Raw genomic sequence first — 23,194 nt, 5'->3', positions numbered from 1 at the left:
GGCCGGGCCGGGCCGGTCGGCGGCGAGACAGGGCGTGGGGGCGTGGCGTCAGGGTGTGGTGGTGAGGGCGGGCCAGAGGGTGGTGGCGGTAAGGGTGCGGGCCAGGCGACGTGCCCAGTAGGTTTCGTCACCGTCTTCATCGCGCCAGGACCACAGGCGGGTGGTGGCGAGGTGGAGCGGGTTGAGCCGGGTGATGCCGATGGCGCCGTGGAGCTGGTGGGCGATGCGCGCGATCTCGGCGGCCGAGGCGGATGCCTGGGTCTTGGCGGCGGCGATGGCGACGTGTGCGGCCGCGCCGCCGGGGTTCAGTGGGGCGGCGGCCTGGACGGCGGTGCGGACCAGGGCGGTCTCCTCGATCAGCCGGGCCTCTTCCTGCTTGACGGCTTGGAAGCGGCTGAGCGGACGGCCGAACTGGGTGCGGGCGGTGGTGTGGGCGACCGTCAGGTCGACGCAGCGTTCGGCGGCACCGGCAATCAGGGCGGAGCGGGCCAGGGCCGCACGGAGCCGGGCCTCGTCGAGCAGTTCGGGGGAGATCCGGCGGACCTGCGAGGCGGGGATCTCAAGGGCGACGAGGTACAGGTCGTCGCGGGGTTCCTCGGCGAGGTTGCCGCCGGGGGTGAGGGCGGCCTGATCGGGGGTGAGGGTGAACAGGACGGGGCCGAAGGGGGCGGTGGCCAGGACGACCACCGCGGTGACGGCGCGGGCCCAGGGGACGCGGCGCAGGGTGCCGGTGACCCGCAGGTTGTCGTCGTCGCCCAGGCACCCGGCCGAGCCGACGGGGGAGGCGGCCGGGTGTGCGTATCGGATCGTCAGGTCGGGGGCGATCGCGTAGCTGAGCGGGCCGTCCGGCACGGGAAGGCCGACGCGGCGCAGCAGGGGGCGGGCGACCAGGGCGGTCTCGGCGAGGGGGGCGGGGACGGCGCGGCGTCCTGCTTCCTGGGCGGCGGCGAGGAGTTCTGCGGTGGAGGCGCCGTGGGCGGGGAGGGCCACGGCGTCGGAAGCGGTGGTGTTGGCGACGGTGGCGATGGCGTCGGGGGCGGCGTAGAAGGCGGTGGTGTCGTAGTGGTCGGCGGAGATGACAGGGGCGCTGGTGTCGATCGTGTGGGTGTTCATCGGTGCTGCTCCAGACCACGAGTGATGATGCCGCGCAGGATTTCGTTGGTGCCGCCGCGCAGCGTGTAGCCGGGGCTGTGCAGCAGGGCGAAGGCGAGCAGTTCGGGGTGGCTGCCGGGGGTGGCGTGCGAGTCGGCCGGGGTCGGCAGGATGCTGCGGACGGTGTCGATCAGCGTGCCCTCCAGGCGAGTGCCGAGGTCCTTGACCAGGGCGGCCTGGGTGTCGGGCGAGGCTCCGGCGTCCAGGGCAGCGGCCACGCCGAGGGACAGCCGACGGATGCTGTACAGGCGGGCGGTGAGGAGGCCCACCTGGGTGAGCTGTTCGGCTGTGGCCGGGCGCTGCTCCAGTTCGCGGAGCAGGGAGACCAGCAGGGGGAAGGTGGAAAGGTAGCGTTCCGGGCCGCTGCGTTCGAAGGCGAGTTCGCCGGTGACCTGATTCCAGCCGTCGCTCTGCCGCCCGAGCAGCATGCCGTCGGGGACGGCGACGCCTTCGAGGTGCAAGGCGTTGAAGCGGTGCTCGCCGCTCATCAGCCGGATCGGCTCGACCCGTACGCCCGGGGCACGCAGGTCGACGATGAACTGGCTGAGGCCGGCGTGCTTGTCCTCGGCCTCGTCGGTGCGGGCCAGCACGATGGCGTAGTCGTTGACATGGGCTCCGCCGGTCCACATCTTGGTGCCGGTCAACCGCCAGCCGTCAGCGGTGCGGTCGGCACGGGTGGCGACCGAGGCGAGGTCGGAGCCGCTGGACTTCTCGCTCATGCCGATGGAGAAGAAGCACTGCCCGGCGCAGATCCTCGGCAGGAAGAAGCGGCGCTGCTCCTCGGTGCCATGCCGGAGGATCGAGGGTCCCGCCTGCCGGTCGGAGACCCAGTGGGCGCTGACCGGGGCGCCGGCGGCGAGCAGTTCCTCGATCACCACATAGCGCTCCAGGAAGCCGCGGCCCGCGCCACCGTACTCGGCGGGCAGGGCCATGCCGACCCAGCCGCGTTCGGCGAGGCGGCGGCTGAAGCCGGGATCCCAGCCGGCCAGCCAGGAGTCGGGGCGGCCGAGCACGGTGCCGCGGGCATGCTCTTCGTCGAGAAAGGCACGGACCCCGGTGCGGAGCCGACGGGCCGATTCGGGCAACGTGACGTCGGGGAACGCGATCGGTGCGAGCGTAGAAGGCGACATGGTTCATTCGCTCCCGGATTGATGGATGGGCGGTGCGGATGTCTTTGCGGTAACGGGAATCCGGTCAAGCCGCGATGTGCAGCAGGGAAGGGTCGAAGCCGGCTTCGCGGAGGACCTCGTCGGTGTGCTGGCCGATGCGCGGGCATGGCCGCAGCTCCGGCTCGGGGTCGGCCGAGTAGCGGACCGGGCGCCCGATGACCCGGTAGCGGCCCTCGGTGGGGTGCTCGGCGTCGCGCAGCAGGCCGCCGCTCCGTGAGCAGTGGATAGAACTGGTCGGCGTTGAGGGCCCGGTCGGGGCCGGTGGCGAAGCGCGGGTCGGCGGCCAGTTCCGGGCGGCCGACGAAGGCGGTGAAGTTCCGCCAGTCGCGGTCGCTGTGCGGCAGGATGCACATCCATCCGTCGGCGGTGCGCAGGGCACGGCGCTCCGGGCTGAGCGAGCGGGCCGAGCCGAACTCGCCGTCGGCCTCCAGGGCGGCCGCGCCCAGGTGCTCGACCAGGTTGAAGGCGAGCATGGTGTCGGCCATCGGGACCTCGATGTGCTGGCCGGTGCCGCCATGCTCCCGGTAGTGCAGCGCGGCCAGCACCGACTGGGCGATCTGCATGCCACAGATCTTGTCGGCCAGCACCGTGGGAACGTAGTGCGGCTGACCGGAGACCTTGTGGTTGAGCCAGACCAGGCCGCTGGCCGCCTGGATGATGTCGTCGTAGGCGGCGTGGGTGCCGTAGCGACTGTCACTGCGGAATCCCTGGGCATTGGCATAGATCAGGCCGGGACTGACGGCCGCGACGTCGTCGTAGCCGAGGCGGAGCTTCTCCAGGGCCTGCGGTCGTAGGTTGGTGATGAAGACGTCGGCGGTGCGCAGCAGGGCGAGCAGGGCGTCGCGGCCGTGCGGGGCCTTGAGGTCGATGGCGGCGCTGCGCTTGTTGCGGTTCAGGTTGAGTGCCGGGCCGCCCATGCCGGGGTGGCGCCGTGGCGGGTAGTGGCGCGTCATGTCGCCCGTGGGCCGCTCTACCTTGATCACATCCGCGCCCAGGTCGCCGAGCTGCTGGGCGGCGTACGGGGCCATGATCACGCCGGCCAGTTCGATGACGCGGACTCCGGCGAGGAGTCCGCGGCCGGACGGGCTGTTCGTTTTCCCGGACATCTTCCGGTGCCTCCTGGGGTATCGGGTGGGGCGGACGAACGGTGGACTGCTCAGCGCCACTGGAGCGCGGCGGACCCGAGCGGGGAACGCCGGCCGGGCTGGGGGACCGTGCGCCCGCTGTACGCGAAGGGTGTTGCCGGTTCGGTGAGCGGGCCGAAGTCGGTCCCGGTGGTCGACAGCGCGGCGAGCGGCGCGTGTCCGGGCCGGGGCAGGTCGAGTACGTCCTCCCGCGCCAGCAGCCCGAGTTCCTGCACCCAGTGGCACACCCCGGCCAAGGTCACGCGAATCCGCCAGGAACCGCCCTCAGTCGCGCGGCGGCGCAGGACCGTTGCGACGGCGGCGGCCCCCAGATAGGCGGCGAGGTAGTCATTGAGCAGGTACGTCGGTGGCAGCGACGGCCGGTCGGTCCACTCCTCGAGGGCAAATCCGGTTGCCGAGCAGGCGAGCTGGTCGAACCCGCCGCGTTCGCCCCAGGGGCCTTCGGCGCCCCAGGCGTGGTATTCGAGGACGATGAGTCCGGGGCGGCGCCGGATGAGTTCCTCGGTCGATGCCCCGTGGCGGGCGAGTCCCCGGTAGGCGTGCGCGAAGACGTCCGCGTCCTGGAGCGCGTCGTGGAAGGCCGTACGGTCGTGAGCGTCGCGCAGGTCGCAGTAGGCGTTGCGCTTGCCGCCGCCGGTCATCGCGATCATCGGGATCGGGTCGGGGCGGTCGGGACGCGTCAGGTGCAGCACTTCGGCGCCGAACTGGGCGAGGAGACGCGTCGCGACGGGGCCGGCGATGACATGGGTGAGATCGAGCACCCGTATGCCCGCGAGCGCCTCGTCGGCCTCACCGATCGGCTCCAGCGGATGGGCCGGTCCGTCACCGACGCGTTCGATCTCGACGACCGGGCGCTGCGCGACATGCCGCCCCGCGGGGTGCGCGAGCCACTCGTCCCGGCTGCGCACCACGCAGGCGACGCCGCCCCGCGCGCAGATGGCCTCCTCCAGCGTGAAGGCGTCCCAGTCGGCCGCGGCCTGCGCGATCCCCACCTTGTCGAGCCCACACCTCAGCACGGAGCCGACCGCGTCCCGCAGATGCGGATAAGTGGTGATGATGAAGATCCACCGGCCGTCGCGCGCCCGGTAGAAGTCGTTGTTGCCGAGCAGCGTCGGATCGTCGAGGAGAGCGCCGAGCGGGCGCCCCGAGAGCGTCGTGTGATACGTCGCCATGAGCTGGTCGATCGCGGCTCCGGCCTGCACCTCGATCCTCTGGTGCGGGTGGCCGCGCTGTTCGCCGAGCGTCGCCGTCTGCCGCCCGAAGGCCCCGATGGCGGCGGACATGGCATCGGCGAGGTGGTGCACCGAAGGCACCAGGGGGTCGGCCCCGACGACGGTGATGTCCTCGGCTCCCCGGGCCGGATCGGGGTCGCCGAGGGTGTGCAGCAGCCGGGAGACGATCTCGCCGGTGGGCATCGGCGGCGTCGGGGTGGTCGTGGCCGGCGTATTCGTGGTCGGCGTGTTCGAAGTCATGCCGGGATGCTCGTTCCCCGTACTGCACGGCGCCCGGATTCACGGATATCCGTGAACTGATGCGGACGTCAGGTCCGCCTCTCCTGGATGTGCGCGAGGAGCCGGGCCGCCGCCCGGTCCAGGCGCGGCCGCTCCGAGCGGCCGTGGCGCCGGTGTATCAGGGCGAGGGCTCCCGTGACGACGGGGCCTTCGGTGACAGGGATCGCGAGTGCGCTGGCCTCGGGGTCGGCCAGCCCCTCGCTGCGGCTGATCCGTGACGCGCGGATCGCCGGAAGAGCGGAGCGGAACTCGGCGACCGCCTCGGGGTCGTGGCGGGCGAGCTCGTCGAGCAGTCCACGGCGCTCCGCCTCGTCGGTGAAGGCCAGCAGCAGTCGGCCCGCGGCGGTGCGCAGGAGCGGCCGGGCCATGTGCTGGTCGGCGAGCGGCACGAGGCGGGGAATGTGGTCCTCGCCGCCACGCGCGAGGTACACGGCGTCGAGCCCGACCCGCACCGTGAGCAGCACCGGAGTACCCGCGACGCGGCTCAGTTCGTCGAGTTCGGCCTGACTGATCCGCGGGACGACCCGGCCGGCAATGAGGTTGAGGACGTGTGGGGCGGGTCCGAGCCTGAAGCGCCGGTGCTGTTCCAGCAGGAAACCGGTCGCGACAAGGCCATTGACCAGATCCTGCACCGAACTCGCCGGCGCCTCGACCATCCGCGCCAACTCGGCCACGGTCACCCCGCCCGGCGCCCGTGCGGCGGCCTCCAGGATCCACACGACCCGGTCCACCGTACGGTGACGCCGCCGCCGGCCGTGCTCGCTCATCCCGCCCGCCTTGTCCTTCTCGTGGGTCGCCGACCGCTCGGGCCGACACGACTCGTCGACTCGTCGATCCTTTCCCTCACCACCCCCGACGATCAAGTCGGCCCCCGGCCCCGGCCCCCGCAGATGCCACAAGGCCGACAGCAGATGGGGTTCACGCGACGGCGGACCGGGACCGCATCCGGGGCGCCCCGCACGCCCTGGAGTCATACCTGAACCGCGTCGAGCCGGACGCCGGCAAAGGGACAAGATCGTGAGACAAGTTGCCGTGGCCCCTGGATGAGACACACCGAGAACACGCAGACCGCCCTTACGGAACGGGACATTCCAATTGAGGGCCTGCACCGCGGGCCACCGCGCTGCGCCGGCCCTGCGTCGGCCGTCACAGTGCCTTCCCAACTGCTGTAGAAACGCTGCTCCTCTGTCCTTCGCCAGCCAAGTTGGTCCGGTGCGATGCCCTGACCTGGGGCGACTAGGTGGGATGTCAAACGATCAGTCCTGGTCTGCCGCCTCCGCGAGGTGATACCAGTCCTGGGTGATCGCCCACGACTGGTAGTTCCGGAAGGTCCGGGCGAGACCGTTCGGCTGCTCTCGTGCTGTGAAGAACTCCCCGAGGAGTCGGTAGAACGTAGTCGCAGCGGCAACATCGGTCTGCTCGGAGAGTGGGTGGGCCCAGCCTCCAGGGGTGAGGTGGCGGACGAGAACGGGCCAGGTCAGGTCGAGTCCCTTGCCGAGTGGACCACGAGCCATTCCTGAAAACCGGTGAGCATGCTCCACGAGCTGCCAGCGTCGAGGCCGAGGACGAAAGCCGTCGTCGTGGCGCAGGAGCCGTCGAGTCCATGCCGTTTCGGGTCTCGGGGAACTGCGGTCGGTCATCGGCCTCGCCCGGTCCAGCTTCCAATACTGGCGCAAGACCGCGCCCGCACGCGCCGCCCGGCAGACAGCCGACGACCAGCTCGCGCGGCGGATACGGGCCGTGCACACCGCATCGGAGGGTGAGGTGGACGGTCGACAACCCCGAGACCGCGCAGGAGAAGGTCACCGCGATCCACCGCCTGGCCCGGGACGAGGAGGTCGCCGCGACGGTGACCACCGATTTCCTCAAGCGTCCGCAGGTGGCGGCCAAAGTCTCCGCGGAGAACAAGGTCCGGGCGGTGGAGGAGTTCACTCGGGACGAGTCGGTCGCGGCGAGTGCGGCGACCAGCCTGCTGCGGCGCCCGGACGTCGCCTTCAGAACGATGAAGCGACGATTTTCCGAACTACGATCTTGAGCCGGCTTCGTTCACGAGTTTCGGACAGCGGATGCGCTCGGGGGCAGCAGACGGGCCGGGTGAGGGATCCTCCTGGCCGGAACGGTAGCCGGGCGGCATTCGCCGGGGAGAATCGTCCCATGCGTATTGTGATCATCACTGCCGGTTCACGGGGAGACGTCGCGCCCTTCACCGGTCTGGGGCGGCGTCTGCAGGATGCGGGGCTTCAGGTCGCTGTGGCCGCTCACCCGTCCTTCGCGGCACTCCTCGCCGGGTGCGGCCTCGACCACCGGCCCATGCCCGGAGACCCGCAGGGGCTGATCCGGGATCTGTCCCGGGCCGCGTCACGGGAGGAGGCCCGGGCGATGACGAGGGCCTACGCGGACGGGCTCGCCGACGGGGTGGCGCAGGCCGTGGCAGGCGGGGCTGACCTGCTGCTCACCGCCTTCGGCCCGGCACCGCTCAGCCGGATGGCCGGCGAAGCCCTCGGCATCCCCGTCATCGGCACTTACCTCGCACCGTCGTTCGCCACCCGGCAGTTCCCGCTGCCCAACGCGCGCAACACCGACGGCCCGGGGCCGCAGGGCAACCTCGCCGCGGGCCGGGACGTACTCGGGCGCGCGGAAGGGGTCTTCGCGGGCGCCGTGACCCGGCTGCGTACCCGCCTGGGGCTGCCAGCCGACGCGCCCTGGGCACCGGCGGACATCCGGCCGGTCTTCCACGGCTTCAGCCCGCTGGTGGTGCCGCGCCCCCAGGACTGGCCGTCCGGGGTCGACGTGACGGGCTACTGGTGGCCCGCGCGGCCGGATGGCTGGCAGCCCCCGGCCGAACTGGTCGACTTCCTCCAGGCAGGTCCGCCCCCGGTGTTCATCGGGTTCGGCAGCATGGCGGCGGGGCAGGGGGAACGGCTCAGCGAGCTGGTGGCCGTGGCGGTGAAGCGGGCAGGCGTGCGCGCCGTGGTGCAGGCGGGGTGGGCCGAACTGAGCGGCTGCGGCGCCGACGTACTGGCCATCGGCGACGTCCCGCACGACTGGCTGTTTCCTCGCACCGCCGCCGTCGTCCACCACGCCGGGGCGGGTACCACCGCAGCCGGACTGCGGGCCGCAGTTCCTGCCGTGCCCGTTCCCGTCATGGCCGACCAGCCGTTCTGGGCGTCCCGGCTGCACCGGCTGGGAGTCGCTCCCTGCCCTCTGCCGTTCCAGGACCTCACCGCCGAAGCCCTCGGCGACGCGATCACGGCCTGCCTGTCCGAGCCGGCCTACCGCCGCCGCGCGGCCGAACTCGCCCGCGGGATCGCCGCAGAGGACGGTGCCGCATCGCTGCTCGCCCATATCGGGTCGCAGGACGCCGGGTGACCCGGGGGCTTCTCGCCGTGCTGCTGTGCCGGGCTGCCCGAGGCCCGGCCGCATCCGCCTGCCGCGAGGCGCACGGACCATGCGTACGCCGCCGCCCGGCGCGGCGGGTACGCGTACAGCGCCCGGGCGAGCGGTGACCGGTCCTGGGCAGCGAAGACGCCCTCCGGCCGGCTGTTGCCCCGACACCTCCAGGCGCCCATCTCTCCACCGCCGTCCTCGGCCGCCGCCCGGCCGCCCACTGCATCCCCGACCGCCCAGCAGCCCGCGCCACCGCCCTTGTCGCCGTTGCCCGAGAACTGCCTCCAGCGATTCTGGGCCTGTGCTCGGACTGCACCCGATCACCGCCTCCCTGTGGGTCGCCGCGCCGGCACCGATGCCGACCGCCTGCCTCGCGCCCGCGCCGATGGTGCTCAGCGTGAGTTTTCACCTCCGCCCGGTTACCAGGAGGCGCTGGGCGGTGTGAACGGCTGCGAGCAGGTCCGGCCGTGGTGGACCGGAGCGGGCCGGCCTGGTGATGACGGCCGCTGTCGAGGCCCCGCGCTCGGGGCCTCGACGGCGAGTGGCGTCAGGCGGACCGGCTGACGTCGTCGAAGTCGGTGGAGGCCGACAGCTCGGCCCATGCCAACATGCCGCGCTCGAAGGCGTCGCGTCCGGCCTGGACGAGGCGAAGCGCGTCGGTGCCGAGCAGCAGGCGCGTCGGCGGCTGCTCGGCCGCCACGATGCGCAGCACCGCGGCCGCGGCCTTGTCCGGGTCGCCCGGCTGGCGCCCGCTGCCGTGGATGCGCCGGGCGCGCAGCGGCTCGAACAGCTCGTCGTAGTCGGCGATCGCACGGGGTGCGCGGATCATCGAGCGACCGGCCCAGTCGGTCCGGAAACTGCCCGGCTCGACGGCGGTGACATGGATGCCGAAATCGGCGACCTCCTTGCCGAGCGTTTCGAGGATGCCCTCCACCGCGAACTTGCTGCCGTGGTAGAAGCTGAGGCCCGGCATGGTGATCAGCCCGCCCATCGAGGTGACGGCGATGATGTGGCCCGAACGGCGCTCCCGCATGTGCGGCAGCACGGCCTTGATCACCGCCACGGTTCCGTAGACGTTCACCTCGAACTGACGGCGAAGGTCGTCCATCGACGACTCCTCGAAGAGGCCGTCATGGCCGTACCCGGCGTTGGCGACGAGTACGTCGACCGGGCCCAGGTCACGCTCGGTCTCGTCCACGACCGCCTCCACCGCGTCATGGTCGGTCACATCCAGGATGCGGGCGTGCGCGTCGCCGGCGAGCGCCTCAAAGGCCCGTGCGTCGGCGGGCGTGCGCACCGTGCCCACCACCCGGTGGCCCGCGGCCAACGCCGCGCGCGCCAGTGCGCGGCCCAGGCCGGTGCTGACGCCGGTGATCAGGAATGTCTTGGTGTCCGACACAGGAGTTCCCTTCGTGCGATGCGAACAGAGGCCGACCGGGGCGGTTTGGCCCCGGTCGGTCTCGACACGTTCCACTTCAGCACCGGAATCGGCTGCTGATCGCCTTCCGGGGGGTCCGCTTCGCCCCGGGGACGGCCGGACCGGGGGACTGCCAGTCCCCCTTTCGCGGGCCGTCGGGGCGATCGTGGGCCCTATCGTGAACGGCATGGATCGCAACACAGCTCTCGGTGAGTTCCTCCGCTCCCGGCGGGCACGGATCACCCCGCGCCAGGCGGGCCTGTCCGACGACGGCGGCCCCCGGCGAGTGCCGGGACTGCGCCGCGAAGAGATCGCGCAACTGGCGGGCGTGAGCGTCGACTACTACGTACGCCTGGAACGCGGACGCCGGCTGAACGTCTCCGAGAACGTGCTGGACGCCATCTCCCGCGCGCTGCGCCTCGATCCCGTCGAACGCACCCATCTGTTCCAGCTCGCCAGGCCCGCCGCAGGCAGGTCCCGTCGCACGGCGACGCGTCCGCAGCCGGTCCGCCCCGGGCTGCGCGACCTGCTCCGGATCCTCGAGCACACCCCCGCCCTTGTGCTGGGGCGGCGACTGGACGTCCTTGCGTCCAACCGGATGGCACGTGCGCTGCTCACCGACTTCGACGCGCTGCCGCCCCGCGAGCGGAACCTGGTGCGGTTCATGTTCTGCGACGAGACCGCCCGCTCGCTGTATACCCACTGGGAAACCCACGCCCAGGACATCGTCGCCTCGCTCCGGCGCGACGCCGGACGCCATCCCCGCGATCCACTGCTGGCCGAACTCGTCGGCGAACTCTCGATCACGGATGAGGACTTCCGCCGCTGGTGGGCCGACCAGAACGTGTATCGGCACACCCATGGCAGCAAACACTTCCACCACCCGATCGCCGGCCCGCTCACCCTCCATTACGAGTCCCTCACCCTGCCCGCCGACCCCGACCAGCGGCTGAGTGTCTACACCGCCGAGGCAGGCTCCAGCTCCGAAGAGGCGCTGGGGCTACTGGCCGCGTGGATACGGCAGCCCGAGACCTCGCACGGGCAGCACGCAGACCATCAGACGCCCGCCGGCCCTCGAGGAGCTCTCGGCCACAGTGGCTGCGCCCCCTGAGCCGGGATTGCCGTTACGGAACACCGGCAGACCTCGCGCCCCACCGCTGCTGTCGCGAAATCTCGTCAAGGGAAGGACCGGGACCAGACGGCGCCTCCGGCTGGCCGACCCAGGAACGAAAGGACTCTGCCCACGACTTGGGCGACGAGCGATCCCCGGTCACGGTGACCGCCAGGCCAAACCGCAGCAAGGCCGGCGCTGGCTGAGCCCTCTGCGCCCCAGCCCCCTCGAACTGCTCACACCGCCCAGAACGGCAAACCGGTCGCCGGCGTCCTCCGCCTCGGCATCGCACCCGGCAGCTCCAAACATGAAGCCTCCCTCCCCATTCAGGCCGTCACCGACATGATGGACCGCAAGGAGCAACCCTCCCGGCTCACCACCCAGCACACCACCGACGGCGCCGACTCGACGACCCCGACGAACACCCGGAACCCGGCGAAGCCGATGACGAGGGAGACAACGTCTGATGGCCGTGCGCAACCCCTTCGCCGGACGCGGACTGCTCACCCGTATCAAAGAAGCACTCTTCGCCTCCCGCAAAGCCCCCTCCCGCACCACGACCCAGGCCGCCCAGGTCCGCAGCCGCAAGTACCACGGCTCCACCAAGGCCATGGCCGCCGCCTACGGCGTCTCTCCCCCCCCCGCACCGTGCTCCGCTGGATCGACGGCACCCGCCACCCCAAGGCGACCACGCCTCCCAACTTCAGGAAGAAGCCACCGCCGTCCAGACCACCGAACGAGGCCGCGAGCGACGCGCCCGAGAGATGGAACGCCGGGGTCTGCTGCACGATCGGGTGACATCTGAACTGGCTTGCCCTGTGGGGCGGGTGGAAAGGATGTCGCTGTGCCCAAGCCTTATCCGGAAGAGTTCCGCCAAGACGTCGTGCGGGTCGCGAGGAACCGCGGCCCGGGTGTCACGGTGGAGCAGGTGGCCACCGACTTCGGGGTCCACCCGATGACGTTGTGGAAGTGGATGCGCCGGGCGGATATCGACGACGGGACCAAGCCCGGGGTGACCAGCCAGGAGAGCGCGGAACTGCGGGAAGCACGTCGGCGGATCAAGCTGCTGGAGCAGGAGAACGAGGTCCTGCGCCGGGTTGCAGCCTATCTGTCGCAGGCGCATCTGACGGGAAAAGGATCTACCCGCTCGTGAATGAGCTGGCCGTGGACGGGGTGCCCGTCACGGTGACGTGCCGGGTGCTCAAGCTCGCCAGACAGCCCTACTACCGTTGGCTGGGCAACCCGGTTGCCGACGCCGTGCTGGAGGAGGCATATCGCGCGAACGCGCTGTTCGACGCCCACCGCGACGACCCGGAGTTCGGCTACAGGTTCATGGCCGATGAAGCGCGTGGTGCCGGGGCCGGCATGGCCGAGCGCACCGCGTGGCGGATCTGTCGGGACAACCGCTGGTGGAGTGTATTCGGGAAGAAGCCTGGCCGGGGCAAGAAGGCCGGCCCGCCGGTGCACGACGATCTCGTGAACCGCAACTTCACCGCGACCGGCCCGAACCGGCTGTGGCTCGCCGACATCACCGAACACGCCACTGGCCAAGGCAAGCTGTACCTCTGCGCGATCAAGGATGTCTTCAGCAACAGGATCGTGGGCTACTCCATCGATACGCGGATGAAGTCCCGCCTCGCCGTAGCCGCCCTGGACAACGCCGTGGCCCGGCGTGAACACGTCGACGGGTGCATCCTGCACAGCGATCGCGGATCACAGTTCCGGTCCCGGAAGTTCGTCCGAGCCCTCGACCACCACCGGATGGCCGGATCAATAGGAAGAGTCGGGGCGGCCGGCGACAACGCGGCCATGGAATCCTTCTTCAGCCTGCTGCAGAAGAACGTCCTCGATCGCCGGACCCTGGGCCACCCGTGAAGAACTGCGGATCGTGATCGTGTCCCGGATCGAGAGGACCTACCACCGGCGCTGCAGACAAGCCGCTCTCGGCCGGCTGACACCCGTCGAGTTCGAGGCCGTCATGACCACACCGGCCCTCCAGGCCGCGTGACCGAACCTGTCACCCAGACCTGCACCAGACCCCTTTCAGCTCGCAGTGGCTGCGCTGGGGTCCTGCGCTCAACGCTTGCGTGGCCTGACGCAATAGCGTCGCCCAGCCGCCATCGCGTAGGGAGTAGGTGCGGCCTCCAGCCCATCGCCATGGTTCCGGCTGGTCCGCTCGATCGCATCCGGGTGGTCCAGAGGCAGCTGGTGACCTACTGCCGTCGGCACCACCAGCCGATGGAGCCGCATACGTCTTGGGCTACTACGGTTTCTGAGCTGGGGAGATCACGTTGTCCGGGGCGCGCAGCCACATCTGGTGTTGGCTTTCGTGGTCCGCGTTGAGTTCCATGTCGGTGACGGCCGGGCGTCCGTGTGCTACGTACTCCGTGTAGATGGCGACTACCTCGGCCCACAGGTCACGCGGCCCGTACTCAGTGACCGTGCCGCCTCCGGTGACGGCCGCCGAACTGTTCGCCGATTGAAGCCACGTGTGCCGTGCGTCGTCACGGTAGCCGTGGGTCATGGACACTCCGGGCAGCCGCGCGCTGCCGTACAAAGCAAACCCCAAGGGGAACTGCTTCCCGGCTGACCTGGCTCGTCAGGCCGCTGACGGCAAAGGAGACGGAGCTGTTCAGCACTTGGCGCTGGCCGGGTCTGTTGAGTATCTGCACGGATCCGCCATGGGGCGAGCACTGCCAGGATGGGCGCATGATGCTGAATCCGTCGCGACCGCCGGTCCTGTTGCGCCCGTTCGCCCGCCTCACGCGGCCTCTGTGCCGTGCCGGGTATCCGCTCACCGCCGAGAGTGCCGCATGGTGGCTGCTGGCCCTGGTCACATACCCGGCAACATGTGCAACGGTCTCGGCGACGTGCAGCGTCGCACCGATGGCGTGTTCACTGCGGTGTGGAAGCTCCACCTCGATGGACCAGGGGGTGCACCGGATCCCCACCACCGTCGAACGTGACCTGGAGCCCCTGACGGTCATGGTCGGGGGAGAGGTACTCGGCCCAGATGGTGTCGGGCGTCGGTCCCCGTGCACGGCGCGGCCCCGGACACCGAGCACGGGGAGCGTCGGCAGCCGGGGCGCGCTGTTTCCAACCTACCTGCCCAAACAGTACATGCGACGCATGACAGGCATCTCGGACGATAGTCACCTCTCCGAACCAGCTGTGTAGCGGTGCAGCATCACCCCAGCTCAAACCACCCACACATGCAGCAGGAGAGCCTGAAAATGGCTCCCTGGCTGGACTCGCGCTTGCCGGTTGTGTGTGGTCAGGGGAAGTCGTGCTGCTCTGCGAGGTGACCTGCACCCATGGCCAGGGCCGCGCGTACGGCGTGGGGTAGCCCGTAGGTATCGATGAAGCCACGGCACATCGCTGGCTTCACGCCGGTAGGTGCCCAGTCGGGCAGGGTACGGTGGCACACCACGTGTCCATTGGCCTCGCGTACCCTGGTGAGGAATTCGCGGAGGCGGTCTGGTGGGATGGGGAGGCGGTATTCAGCTGGGTTGAGGATGCAGCTCCTACAGCGGTCGGACAGGAGTCGGATCTGGCCGGATTGCGGGTCGGCTACGGACATGACCTCTGCGGTGGACTCGCGCGCTACTACCTCAGTGTTCTGCTCCATCTCCGCCCTCCCTTCGGTTCGGACGAATTCGCACGATCAGAAGCAGCGTGGTCGTGTGGGCAGCGTGCCAGGCGGTTAGTTCGTGCAGGTTGGTCATTGCGTGTTTCTAAGCCTGCCCGGCACGCAGCCGAACGGGGCATCTCACTGACTGGTCAGTGGTAGAAGGGGATGAGAAAGAGCACTGCGCCGACCACAGCGAAGCAGGCTGCTGTGATGGCCCGAATGCCGTTTGTCCGTTCCAAGATGGGTCCTCTCCCTCGGTAGCACGGGTGCTGCGTTACTCCTGGTTTCCCGCGCTCGACAGCAGATCCCGCGCCATTTCCGCGACCACGTCCCGCCGGGACATAGCGCCGGCCGTACACTCCGGATAGCCCTCGGGAAGCTCGTCTTCAACTCGCTGCACGATGTCATCGACCGTGAACGTGATTCCCGTGTCCACGGCGAGGCCAGCAATCGCGTCAATCGAGCTTTCGGTGCGGCGGAGCAAGTCAACGGCGAGGGCTTCGTAGGCGGTCATGAGAGCACGATAGCGGGGAGAGGGCTGGAGTAGCTCAAGAATACACAAATCCCCACTCGGCACGAATCCGAACGGGGTCGACGGTGCCGCTACGTGGGTCTGCGATGTGCGGGTTTGGTGTTAGAAAGGGTGTCTCTCCGGATGTGAGCAATGAGTGTCCGCTGTCCAGGAATGGTTTCGGTGTCGCCGCAGGAGAGTTCGGGCGATCAGTGAGTCTCTTTCATCCTCCATTTTCGCAGATCAGGAGGGTGTGGACGGCAGCGACGCACCTGCCTGATGCGGTTGGTGCTGCAGCGTGCCTTGTGGAAGATCTTCCACTGCTTGAGTCTGGCGAAGGCGCGTTCGCGGGTGCTCGTAGGCGTGCGTGGTCGCGGTTGAACTGTTGGTAGTGGGCACTTCCCCCTGGGTGGTGGACACCTCGATCGGGCCCTGACCCGGGCCGAGGAAGAGATGTCCCTTATGGTGATGAAGTTTTATTCGCCGGAGTTCAAGGTGGACGCCGTCACGCTGTACTTGTCCGATCTGGATCTCACCCTGGCCGGGGTGGCCAAGGATCTAGGGATCCGGGGGCACGCTGCTGGCCTGGACACGGGCCCACCACGGCGAGCACAGCACCACCACGAGCACGATCAAGGAGCCGACCGCGGTGAGCGAGCCGAGCCGGGAGGAAGAGCTCAAGGCTGAGATAGCGGCCCTGCACACGGAGCTGAAGCAGGTGCGCAAGGAGAACGCGACGCTCGCCCAGGAACGCGACATTCTCAGGAAGGCGACGAAGTTCCGCTTCGAGATGACCTGGTGACGAGCCGCTTCCAGTTCATCGAGGACCAGCGCGAGACCTTCCCGGTCAAGCGGCTCTGCCAGGTACTAGACGTCGTCCACTCCAGCTACTACAAGTGGCGCGCATCCCGCGACGCCCGTGCCCGGCGCGAGCGGGACGACCAGGCCCCGGCGATGAGGATCCGGGCCGTGCACGCGGACTCGGACGGCACCTACGGCGCCCCGCGCACCACCGCCGAACTCCGCGACGCCCACGGCATGCGCATCAATGAAAAGAAGGCGGCCCGCGTGATGCGCAAGTACCGCATCGTCGGCGTGACGGCGGCCATGGCAAGTGGCTCTGATCAACATTTCGGATGCTGTTGGTGATCTTCACCTGCGGGGGTGATGGAGCGGTCTTCCGGGCAGTTGGGGCGGCGTCTGCTGTGCTGGTCTGGAGGTTCGGCTCGTGGGAGGGGTGGTTCGATGTCTATGGGCTCGGGGTCCGGGCGGGTTATCCCGTCGCTGACGGCTCGGATGGCTCGGGCGAGCGACCTGCGTGGCACGGCGGCGATGTGGGTGCGGGACCGGCTGGACGGTCTTTTCGCGGATGGTGATTTCGCCGACTGGTTTCCCGTGAATGGACGCCGAGGGATCTCGCCGGCCCGGCTGGCCCTGGTGTCGGTGCTTCAGTACGCGGAGAACCTCAGCGACCGTCAGGCTGCCGAGACGGTCCGCTGCCGGCTGGACTGGAAATTACTGCCTGGGGCTGGAGTTGGATGATCCCGGCTTCGACTATTCGGTGCTCAGCGAGTTCCGCGACCGGTTGGCTCAGGACGACCGGGCGGACAGGCTCCTGGCGCTGATGGTCGAGCGCCTGGCCGAGGCCGGGCTCGTGGGGCGCCGGGGCCGGGTGCGGACGGATTCCACCCACGTGCTCGCCGCAGTCCGCCGCCTGAATCGCGTCGAGCTGGTGGGCGAGACGCTGCGGGCGGCGCTGGAGGAACTCGCCGTGGCTGGCGACGAGTGGCTGGCAGCGGTGGTCATGCCCGACTGGGGAAAACGCTACGGCCGTCCGGTCCGCTACGAGCGCCTGCCGCGGACCAAGGAGGCGCTGTCCGCCTACGTCCTGCAGGTGGGAGAGGACGGCATACACCTGATGAGCGAACTCTTCCGCGACGATGCCCCGCCCCACCTGCGGCTGCTTCCCCAGGTCCGGGTGCTGCGGCAAGCCTGGGTGCAGCAGTACGTGCGCCATGTGGCGCTGTGTTTCGAAGGAGGTGCAAGACCTTCTCAGTCGCCCTGTCGCAGCAGGGGACTTGAAGCTGAGGGCAGCCTGAACCGGGAGGTGCCGGGAGGTGCCGGGGAGGGCGGGAAGCAGCCCTGACAACGACGGGACGGGCCGGAACTACCAGACGGCTTGGGTCCGGCAAGCGAGGGGGATAGGTACAACGCGAGTGAAACCAGTGGTTGACCTCTCGAAAGGAAGCCCACCGGCCCCAACTTGGTGGATATAGGCCGGGATGCAGTACGCGTCGACTGGTGTCGTACATGTCGACGACTCCGGCGCCGGATGTATTGGCCGGTGCCGGAGGCCACGGTGAAGGTCTGCGGCGTAACCGTGGCGAGGCTGCCGGGAGAAAGCTGGGTGCCGCCCCCGCCGATCGAAACACAGTGAACATGGGAACCGCTCCATGGCTGCCAAACCGCCCACGCCACCAGCGTGGTTGGGGGCAGGCCCACCGCCGGCTGACGGCCGTGGAGCGGGGCGGAGCCTTCGTAGTAGTCCGAGGACGGGAAAGCCGTCCACATGGCGAAGGAAGGCAGCGAGTCCGCAGCAAGCGGACTGGAAGGGCAGGAGGCCAGTGGTGAATACCGCCGCACCGCCCGTGGACCCGGATGCGGTCTGGGGGCGGGTACTGAGGATCCAGCGCAAGCTGCACCGATGGGCGGCCGAAGACCGGTCGCGTCGATTCGATGATCGTTCAATCTCGTCTGCGATCCCGCGACGCTGCTGGCAGCGTGGGGTCGGGTACGGGGCAACAAGGGTGCCCGAACGGCCGGTGTCGACGGCCGGACCGTCAGCAGGATCGAAGGCGGCCAGGGCGTCGAGGTCTACCTCGACGAGATTCGGGCATTACTCAAATCCGGTGAATTCCAACCGGTCCCGGTCCGGGAAAGGCTCATCCCCAAGCGCAACGGCAAGATGCGCCGGCTGGGCATCCCGACCATCGCGGACCGGGTGGTGCAGGCGGCTCTGAAGATCGTTCTTGAGCCGATCTTCGAAGCGGACTTCGAGCCGTGTTCCTACGGCTTCCGTCCGAACCGGAGAGCGCACGACGCGATCGCCGAGATCCACTACTTCGCCACCCGAGGCTATGAGTGGGTGTTGGAGGGTGACATCGAGGCGTGCTTCGACGAGATTGACCACACTGCCCTGATGGGCCGAGTGCGTCAACGCGTCGGATACAAGCGGGTGTTGCGTCTGATCAAGGCGTTCTTGAAGGCCGGGATTCTCTCAGAGGGCCAGGTCACCAGGGACACTCGCATCGGAACGCCCCAGGGCGGCATCCTCTCGCTGCTGCTGGCCAACATCGCCCTGTCGGTCCTGGACGAGCACTTCGCCCGGTTCTGGCAGACGATCGGCCGCACGACATCGGCGAGAGCTTGGCACCGTCGCCGCGGCGGAGCAACTTTCAAGTTGATCCGGTACGCGGACGACTTCGTGGTCATGATCAATGGCTCGCGGCATCACGCCGAGGAGCTTAAGAGCGAGGTCGCGACGGTGCTGGAGGCGATGGGGCTGCGGCTGTCGCAGGCCAAGACCAGCATCGCTCACATCGACGAGGGGTTCGACTTCCTCAGCTTCCGCATCCAGCAGTATCGTAAGAGGGGGACGGACAAGCAGTACGTCTACACCTACCCGAGCAAGCCGTCGATGCAGGCGGTGAAGCGGAAGGTCAAGGCGATCAGCAGACGGAACATCGGACACTCACTCGACGAACTGCTCATCCAGCTGAACTGGCTGATGAAGGGGTGGACGAACTACTTCCGGCACTCGGCCGCCAAGGCGAGCCTGAAGTACCTGGGCTACTACACGTGGCATCGGGTCTGGCTATGGATTCGTCGAAAGCACCGCCGAGTTCCCTGGAAGCAGCTCAAGCGCCGCTATCAAGGCGATCAGGTCGGTGCGACTTGGTGGCAGGACGGGGTGCGGCTGTTCAACCCGGCGAAGGTGGAGATCGTTCGCTACCGATACCGGGGAACACGCATCCCGAACCCGTGGAGTGAGAAGGCACAACCGGCCACCGGATAGCTATCGTTCGGGCTCGTGGAGAGCCGGATGCTCGGCCAACGGGTACGTCCGGTTCGGAGGGCGGCCTGAGGAAACGGGCTGGTCGAAAGGCCAGTACCGTGCTTCGGGCCGACCCTACTTCGGCGACGGTCCAACTATCCAGGGGCGCCGAACAGTTCTGTGGTGTGCTTGGCTGTCCTGGTCCCGCTTCCGGATCGTGATCCCGATCTGGGACAAGACGCTGCCGACCATCACGTCGTGCCTGGACGCCACGTTTCGCCGGCTCGGTGGGGTGCTGGCCTACGTTCTGACCGACAACGAGAAGACCGTCACCACCGATCATGTTGCCGGGATCGCGGTCCGCAACCCGGAGATCGTGGAAGTCGCCCGGCACTACGGCACCACGATTCGCACCTGCCTGCCTGCGGATCCGGAGAGCAAGGGTGGTTCGGAGGCAACGGTCCGTATCGCGAAGGCGGACCTGGTCCCCAAGGACGTCAACCTGCGTGACCACTACAAGACCTTCGGCGAGCTCGAAGCGGCCTGCCGGGACTTCTGCGATGAAGTCAACTCCCGTGTTCACAGGGCGATTCGCCGTCGCCCGGACGAGCGGCTCGCGGAAGAACTGCAGCGTCTCCACCCGTTGCCGCGGCGGCCCTTCACCGCGTCGTTCGGGACCACCAGGCGCGTCAACTGGGACTCAACCATCTCGGTCGAGGCGGTCCGATACTCGGTCCCGCACGAGTTGATCGACACGCGCGTCTGGGCCCGCTTCCACGGCGACGAGCTGATCGTCACCGCCGTTGACGAGGACGGTCTGACCAAGGAAATTGCTCGTCACCGGCGGGGGCGGCCGGGTGATCGGGTCCTGGACGACAGCCACTACCTGCCTCGGCGGGTTAGGGAGGCTGACCGCACTCCCAAGGCTGCCTCGGCTGAGGAAGCCGCCTTTTGCGCTCGGGCTCGGCGCCGCGTCCTGGCTAGTGGAAGCGGGTTCGACTGGTGTTCGCCGCATCAAGACGAAGATGAACGAGGCCGTTGGGCTCTCCAAGCTCTACTCGGTCGCTGACGTTGACCGGGCTCTGGGAACGGCCGCGGTCACCGGCCGGTTCGCGGACAAGGACCTCCTGTCCATCCTCGACTACCAGGCCACACGCGGTCACACGGCTCCCATTCTCCGCGGCGAGGGCCACTCGCTGCAGCCCGGCACGTCCGCCTGGGCTTCGTTTGGCATTCCCACCCCCACCTCGGACACTGCCGAGTACGACGAAAGCGATCTCGCCTGATGGCCACCCCACTTCGCACCGTTCCCGGTTCCGGCGGCGACCCGCTCGCGGAAGCGATCGAGCTGACCAAGCGTCTCAAGCTCCCTCACCTCAGGCGAGCGTTGGCTGATCTGATCCCGACTGCCAAGGCTCAGAGATGGGATCCGGCCGAGGTCGTGAGGGTTCTGCTGGCTGAGGAAGCCGCCGGACGCGATCGAGCAAACCTCCACACTCGCCGCAAGCGGGCCGGCTTTCCCACCGGCAAGACCTTCGGGGACTGGCTAGAGGGCAAGTCCTCCATTCCCAGAGCCACTCAGGACGCCCTCAAGACCCTCGAATGGGTTGGCCGACGCGAGAACTTCTGCATCTGCGGGCCCTCGGGCACCGGCAAGTCCCACTTCACCGAAGCCCTGGGCCAGACTGCGGTCGAAGCTGGCCTGTCCGTCACCTGGTTCACCATCGAGGACCTAGGAGCCCTGGTCCGCCGCCACCGAGCCGATGACTCCAACGCCCGAGCCCTCGCGAAGATCATCCGCTCCGACCTGATCACCGTCGATGACATCGGACTCCTGCCCGTCTCGCCGGACGCAGCCGAAGGCTTCTACCGCTTGGTCGATGCCGCCTACGAGCGACGCTCGGTCGCCGTAAGCAGCAACCTTCACCCCTCCGGCTTCGACGAGATCATGCCCAAGACCCTGGCCACCGCCACCGTCGACCGGCTCATGCACCACGCTCACATCGCTGTCACCCAGGGTGACAGCTATCGACTCACCCAGGCCACCAGCGGACAGGGGGTGAAGACCTTCAGCTGATCCACACCGACCCGTGAGTGGGGCGTTATTTGGCCGCGAGCGGGGAATCCTCCACGACCGCCAGCAGGGAGAACTACTGGCCGCCGCCGGGGAGTCCAGGGCTCTGTCGCGAGTTCCGTGATCGCTCTCCGTGTTGATCTTCAGGTGCAGAGGAGCACGCGCTTGCGGAGGAGGTCAGGTTTGGCCCGGCCATACATCTGACGCTTGATCATCTTTAGGCGGTTGACGTGTCCTTCGACAGGGCCGGAGTTCCAGTGGAGGCTGAGGCCGGCCATGACGGCGTTCCAGTCCTTGCGGAGGCCGGTGGCGAATCCTCGCAGTTCAGGCAGGGCGCTGAGCTCGGCGTCCGTGGTCCACTGCTCAAGTTTCTCGCGGCCCTGGAGGTGGACGAGCATCTCGGCGAACCGGCCGATGAGCGTGTGAGCGGCGTCGAGATCGGGGCAGTGGCCGCGGAGTTCCTTGAGGGTGGTGCGGTCGTCCTCGCTGCGGTGGTCGGGGTGGGTCAGGACGACGGTGGTGACCTCGCGGGCGGTGGGGGCCGGCGGGTTGGCGGTGAGCGGGTTGTTCTTCTTGAGGGTGTGGACGAAGCGCCTCACGGTGCGCTCGCTGACCTTCACGCCGCGTTCGGTGAGCTCCTGGTGGAGGCGGTCGGCGCTGGTGCAGCCCTCGGAGAAGCGGGCAAGCAGATAGGCGGTGTGGTCGTCGAGGATGCCGCGGCGGCGTCCCGGGGTGTCGCCGGTCAGCTCTTCGGGGGCAGCGGCCCGCATGTACTTACGGATGGTCTTGGGGTCCTTGCCGAGCTCGCGGACGATGCCGGTGTGGTTGACTCCTTTGTTCATGAGGGCGTGTACGGCGGCATGAAGTTCGCGGGCCTTGCGCGCACGTCCGCCCTCCGGCCGGTCGGGGAGCGTGGCGGCGGGTTTCTTCGCCGGGGGTGGGTTCCACTGGGAGCGTAGGCGTTTGACCAGGCGTTCGGTGGCGTCGGCGAGGTTCTTCCAGAGGTGGTAGCGGTCGGCGACCTGGGTGGCGTTCCCCGGCGCCGCGGTCGGCTCCGTCGGCGTAGCAGCTGGCCCGGTCACGGCAGATGACCTCGGCTCCGGGGTGTCCGGTGAGCCAGTCGGCCAGGGCGTCGGTGGACCGTTCGGGCAGAAGAGCGACGGGGCGGTGCTTCTCCATATCGATCATGATCGTTCCGTAGCAGTGGCCCTTGCGCAGGGCGAAATCGTCCACGCCGAGGACGCGGACCGCGCCGACGGCGGGATCTGGCAGAGCACGGATCAGCCGGAGCATCGCGTCCTTGCCCAGCCCGATGGCCTGCACTTCGGCGAGGCGGGCGCCGGCTCGGCCGCCAAGTGCGAGGGCGATCGCCTCGCGGACCGTGCGCAACAGCACCGTGCAACGGCCGTAGCGGAAGGTCAGGTCGGGTATCTGCTCGGCGAAGGTCCGCTTCTCGCAGCCGGCGTAGTCGCAGAAGAACCGGCGTACCTGCAGGTGGAGCACGGTCTGCTGGTTCCCGACCGCGGTGTCTGGGACCTTGCGCTCATACCGGCTGTGCACCCGCGACGCGTCCTGCCCGCACCCCGGACAGGACGCCGAAACCTCTCGCCCCGGGCCCGGATCTGGACCGTCCGGCCCAGGACGCGCACGAACTCGACGTGCAGACGGGCGAAGTGCGGGAACAGGGCAGCAAGAAGATCAGCGACAGACACCCGGCATGATCACGACTCTCAAAGATCAACATCTCGGGAATCACGGAACTCGCGACAGAGCCAGTCCAGAATGACCGTTGACAAGTGCTCGACGGGTCCATCGATGTCACCACGTACCAAGGCGTGGTTGACTACGTGTCGCCGGTGCCCCTGTTTTCTTCAGGCAGTGACGCCGCTGCTCATGGTGAGGAGGGCATCGATGCGCCGACGGAGGAAGCCCGCCGTCTGATTAACAAGATCGCTCGTACACGCAACGACCTGGTGACGTAAGGGTTCTTGTTCGCGAGCGGAGCCAGATGAGCAGTGCGGCGGCCGTGCGT

The 23,194-nt window shown here is 68.8% G+C and carries 18 protein-coding genes and 5 pseudogenes; 12 read left to right on the top strand and 11 right to left on the bottom strand.

Going from position 1 to position 23,194, the window contains the following annotated elements:
* Window positions 1-48: 48 nt before the first annotated feature.
* From AZE13_RS28855 to AZE13_RS28830, 6 genes and pseudogenes are all read right to left on the bottom strand, one after another.
* Window positions 49-1,113 (bottom strand): acyl-CoA dehydrogenase family protein, encoded by a 1,065-nt coding sequence (locus tag AZE13_RS28855; RefSeq protein ID WP_066938380.1) that lies wholly within the window; start codon window positions 1,111-1,113, stop codon window positions 49-51.
* Window positions 1,110-2,282, bottom strand: coding sequence for an acyl-CoA dehydrogenase family protein (locus AZE13_RS28850; protein ID WP_066938377.1), 1,173 nt, complete (start codon window positions 2,280-2,282; stop codon window positions 1,110-1,112). The genes AZE13_RS28855 and AZE13_RS28850 overlap by 4 nt, the downstream gene beginning before the upstream one ends.
* Window positions 2,283-2,590: 308 nt before the next feature.
* Window positions 2,591-3,349, bottom strand: a pseudogene (locus AZE13_RS28845) (CaiB/BaiF CoA transferase family protein); the annotation flags it as partial.
* Window positions 3,350-3,477: 128 nt separating this feature from the next.
* A complete protein-coding gene (locus tag AZE13_RS28840) occupies window positions 3,478-4,938 on the bottom strand; it encodes a CoA transferase (RefSeq protein ID WP_066938375.1) in 1,461 nt (486 codons plus the stop codon).
* A gap of 68 nt (window positions 4,939-5,006) precedes the next feature.
* Window positions 5,007-5,744 carry a helix-turn-helix domain-containing protein gene (locus AZE13_RS28835; RefSeq protein WP_066938372.1) on the bottom strand — a complete coding sequence of 246 codons (738 nt, stop codon included), beginning with the start codon at window positions 5,742-5,744 and terminating at the stop codon, window positions 5,007-5,009.
* 489 nt (window positions 5,745-6,233) lie between these two features.
* The gene (locus AZE13_RS28830) at window positions 6,234-6,491 is read right to left on the bottom strand and encodes a hypothetical protein (protein WP_066938369.1); all 258 of its coding nucleotides are present in this window, start codon (window positions 6,489-6,491) and stop codon (window positions 6,234-6,236) included.
* 239 nt (window positions 6,492-6,730) lie between these two features.
* Between AZE13_RS28830 and AZE13_RS38515 the strand changes: the two are divergent.
* Window positions 6,731-6,982 (top strand): annotated as a pseudogene (locus tag AZE13_RS38515) (DUF6192 family protein); the annotation flags it as partial.
* A gap of 149 nt (window positions 6,983-7,131) precedes the next feature.
* Window positions 7,132-8,346, top strand: a complete 1,215-nt coding sequence (locus tag AZE13_RS28820; RefSeq protein WP_066938364.1) for a glycosyltransferase — start codon at window positions 7,132-7,134, stop codon at window positions 8,344-8,346.
* Window positions 8,347-8,911: 565 nt separating this feature from the next.
* On the opposite strand, the gene AZE13_RS28815 is transcribed toward AZE13_RS28820, so the two are convergent.
* Window positions 8,912-9,763 carry an oxidoreductase gene (locus tag AZE13_RS28815; protein ID WP_066938361.1) on the bottom strand — a complete coding sequence of 284 codons (852 nt, stop codon included), beginning with the start codon at window positions 9,761-9,763 and terminating at the stop codon, window positions 8,912-8,914.
* 205 nt (window positions 9,764-9,968) lie between these two features.
* Here AZE13_RS28815 and AZE13_RS28810 point away from each other — a divergent pair, with 205 nt between their 5' ends.
* Entirely contained in the window at window positions 9,969-10,892 is a 924-nt protein-coding gene (locus AZE13_RS28810; protein WP_066938360.1) for a helix-turn-helix transcriptional regulator, read from the top strand.
* Between the two features lie 844 nt (window positions 10,893-11,736).
* Window positions 11,737-12,900: pseudogene (locus AZE13_RS28800) on the top strand (IS3 family transposase).
* A gap of 255 nt (window positions 12,901-13,155) precedes the next feature.
* Here the strand turns inward: AZE13_RS28800 and AZE13_RS28795 are convergent.
* A complete protein-coding gene (locus tag AZE13_RS28795) occupies window positions 13,156-13,416 on the bottom strand; it encodes a hypothetical protein (RefSeq protein ID WP_066938355.1) in 261 nt (86 codons plus the stop codon).
* Window positions 13,417-14,797: 1,381 nt separating this feature from the next.
* Window positions 14,798-15,037, bottom strand: a complete 240-nt coding sequence (locus AZE13_RS28790) for a hypothetical protein (RefSeq protein ID WP_066938352.1) — start codon at window positions 15,035-15,037, stop codon at window positions 14,798-14,800.
* 646 nt (window positions 15,038-15,683) lie between these two features.
* Here AZE13_RS28790 and AZE13_RS37190 point away from each other — a divergent pair.
* The 7 genes and pseudogenes from AZE13_RS37190 to istB all read left to right on the top strand — a co-directional run bounded on the left by AZE13_RS37190 (window position 15,684) and on the right by istB (window position 21,165).
* Window positions 15,684-15,836: a hypothetical protein gene (locus tag AZE13_RS37190; protein WP_181690485.1), complete on the top strand. Its 153-nt coding sequence runs from the start codon at window positions 15,684-15,686 to the stop codon at window positions 15,834-15,836.
* Window positions 15,833-16,183, top strand: coding sequence for an IS3 family transposase (locus tag AZE13_RS28785; protein ID WP_066938349.1), 351 nt, complete (start codon window positions 15,833-15,835; stop codon window positions 16,181-16,183). Before AZE13_RS37190 ends, AZE13_RS28785 begins: the two co-directional genes overlap by 4 nt.
* Before the next feature lie 18 nt (window positions 16,184-16,201).
* Window positions 16,202-16,576, top strand: a complete 375-nt coding sequence (locus AZE13_RS39355; protein ID WP_398780252.1) for a transposase — start codon at window positions 16,202-16,204, stop codon at window positions 16,574-16,576.
* Window positions 16,569-17,180, top strand: coding sequence for a hypothetical protein (locus AZE13_RS28775; RefSeq protein ID WP_066938343.1), 612 nt, complete (start codon window positions 16,569-16,571; stop codon window positions 17,178-17,180). Before AZE13_RS39355 ends, AZE13_RS28775 begins: the two co-directional genes overlap by 8 nt.
* Before the next feature lie 624 nt (window positions 17,181-17,804).
* Window positions 17,805-19,109 carry a group II intron reverse transcriptase/maturase gene (ltrA, locus tag AZE13_RS28770; protein WP_309302244.1) on the top strand — a complete coding sequence of 435 codons (1,305 nt, stop codon included), beginning with the start codon at window positions 17,805-17,807 and terminating at the stop codon, window positions 19,107-19,109.
* A 118-nt stretch (window positions 19,110-19,227) separates the two neighbouring features.
* A pseudogene (locus AZE13_RS28765) lies at window positions 19,228-20,374 on the top strand (Mu transposase domain-containing protein); the annotation flags it as partial.
* Window positions 20,374-21,165 (top strand): IS21-like element helper ATPase IstB, encoded by a 792-nt coding sequence (gene istB, locus AZE13_RS28760; protein WP_066938341.1) that lies wholly within the window; start codon window positions 20,374-20,376, stop codon window positions 21,163-21,165. The pseudogene AZE13_RS28765 and the gene istB, both read left to right, overlap by 1 nt.
* 140 nt (window positions 21,166-21,305) lie before the next feature.
* On the opposite strand, the gene AZE13_RS34620 is transcribed toward istB, so the two are convergent.
* Window positions 21,306-22,244, bottom strand: coding sequence for a transposase (locus AZE13_RS34620; protein WP_258528049.1), 939 nt, complete (start codon window positions 22,242-22,244; stop codon window positions 21,306-21,308).
* Window positions 22,245-22,278: 34 nt separating this feature from the next.
* Window positions 22,279-22,746: pseudogene (locus AZE13_RS39350) on the bottom strand (transposase family protein); the annotation flags it as partial.
* A 212-nt stretch (window positions 22,747-22,958) separates the two neighbouring features.
* On the opposite strand from AZE13_RS39350, the gene AZE13_RS28750 reads away from it, so the two are divergent.
* Window positions 22,959-23,144 (top strand): hypothetical protein, encoded by a 186-nt coding sequence (locus AZE13_RS28750; protein WP_066938339.1) that lies wholly within the window; start codon window positions 22,959-22,961, stop codon window positions 23,142-23,144.
* The last annotated feature ends 50 nt before the right edge of the window (window positions 23,145-23,194 follow it).

Origin of the sequence: Streptomyces sp. NBRC 110611 (assembly GCF_001590865.1) — a bacterium.
Taxonomy (GTDB): domain Bacteria; phylum Actinomycetota; class Actinomycetes; order Streptomycetales; family Streptomycetaceae; genus Streptomyces.
This window is presented reverse-complemented; position numbering and strand designations above follow the sequence as displayed.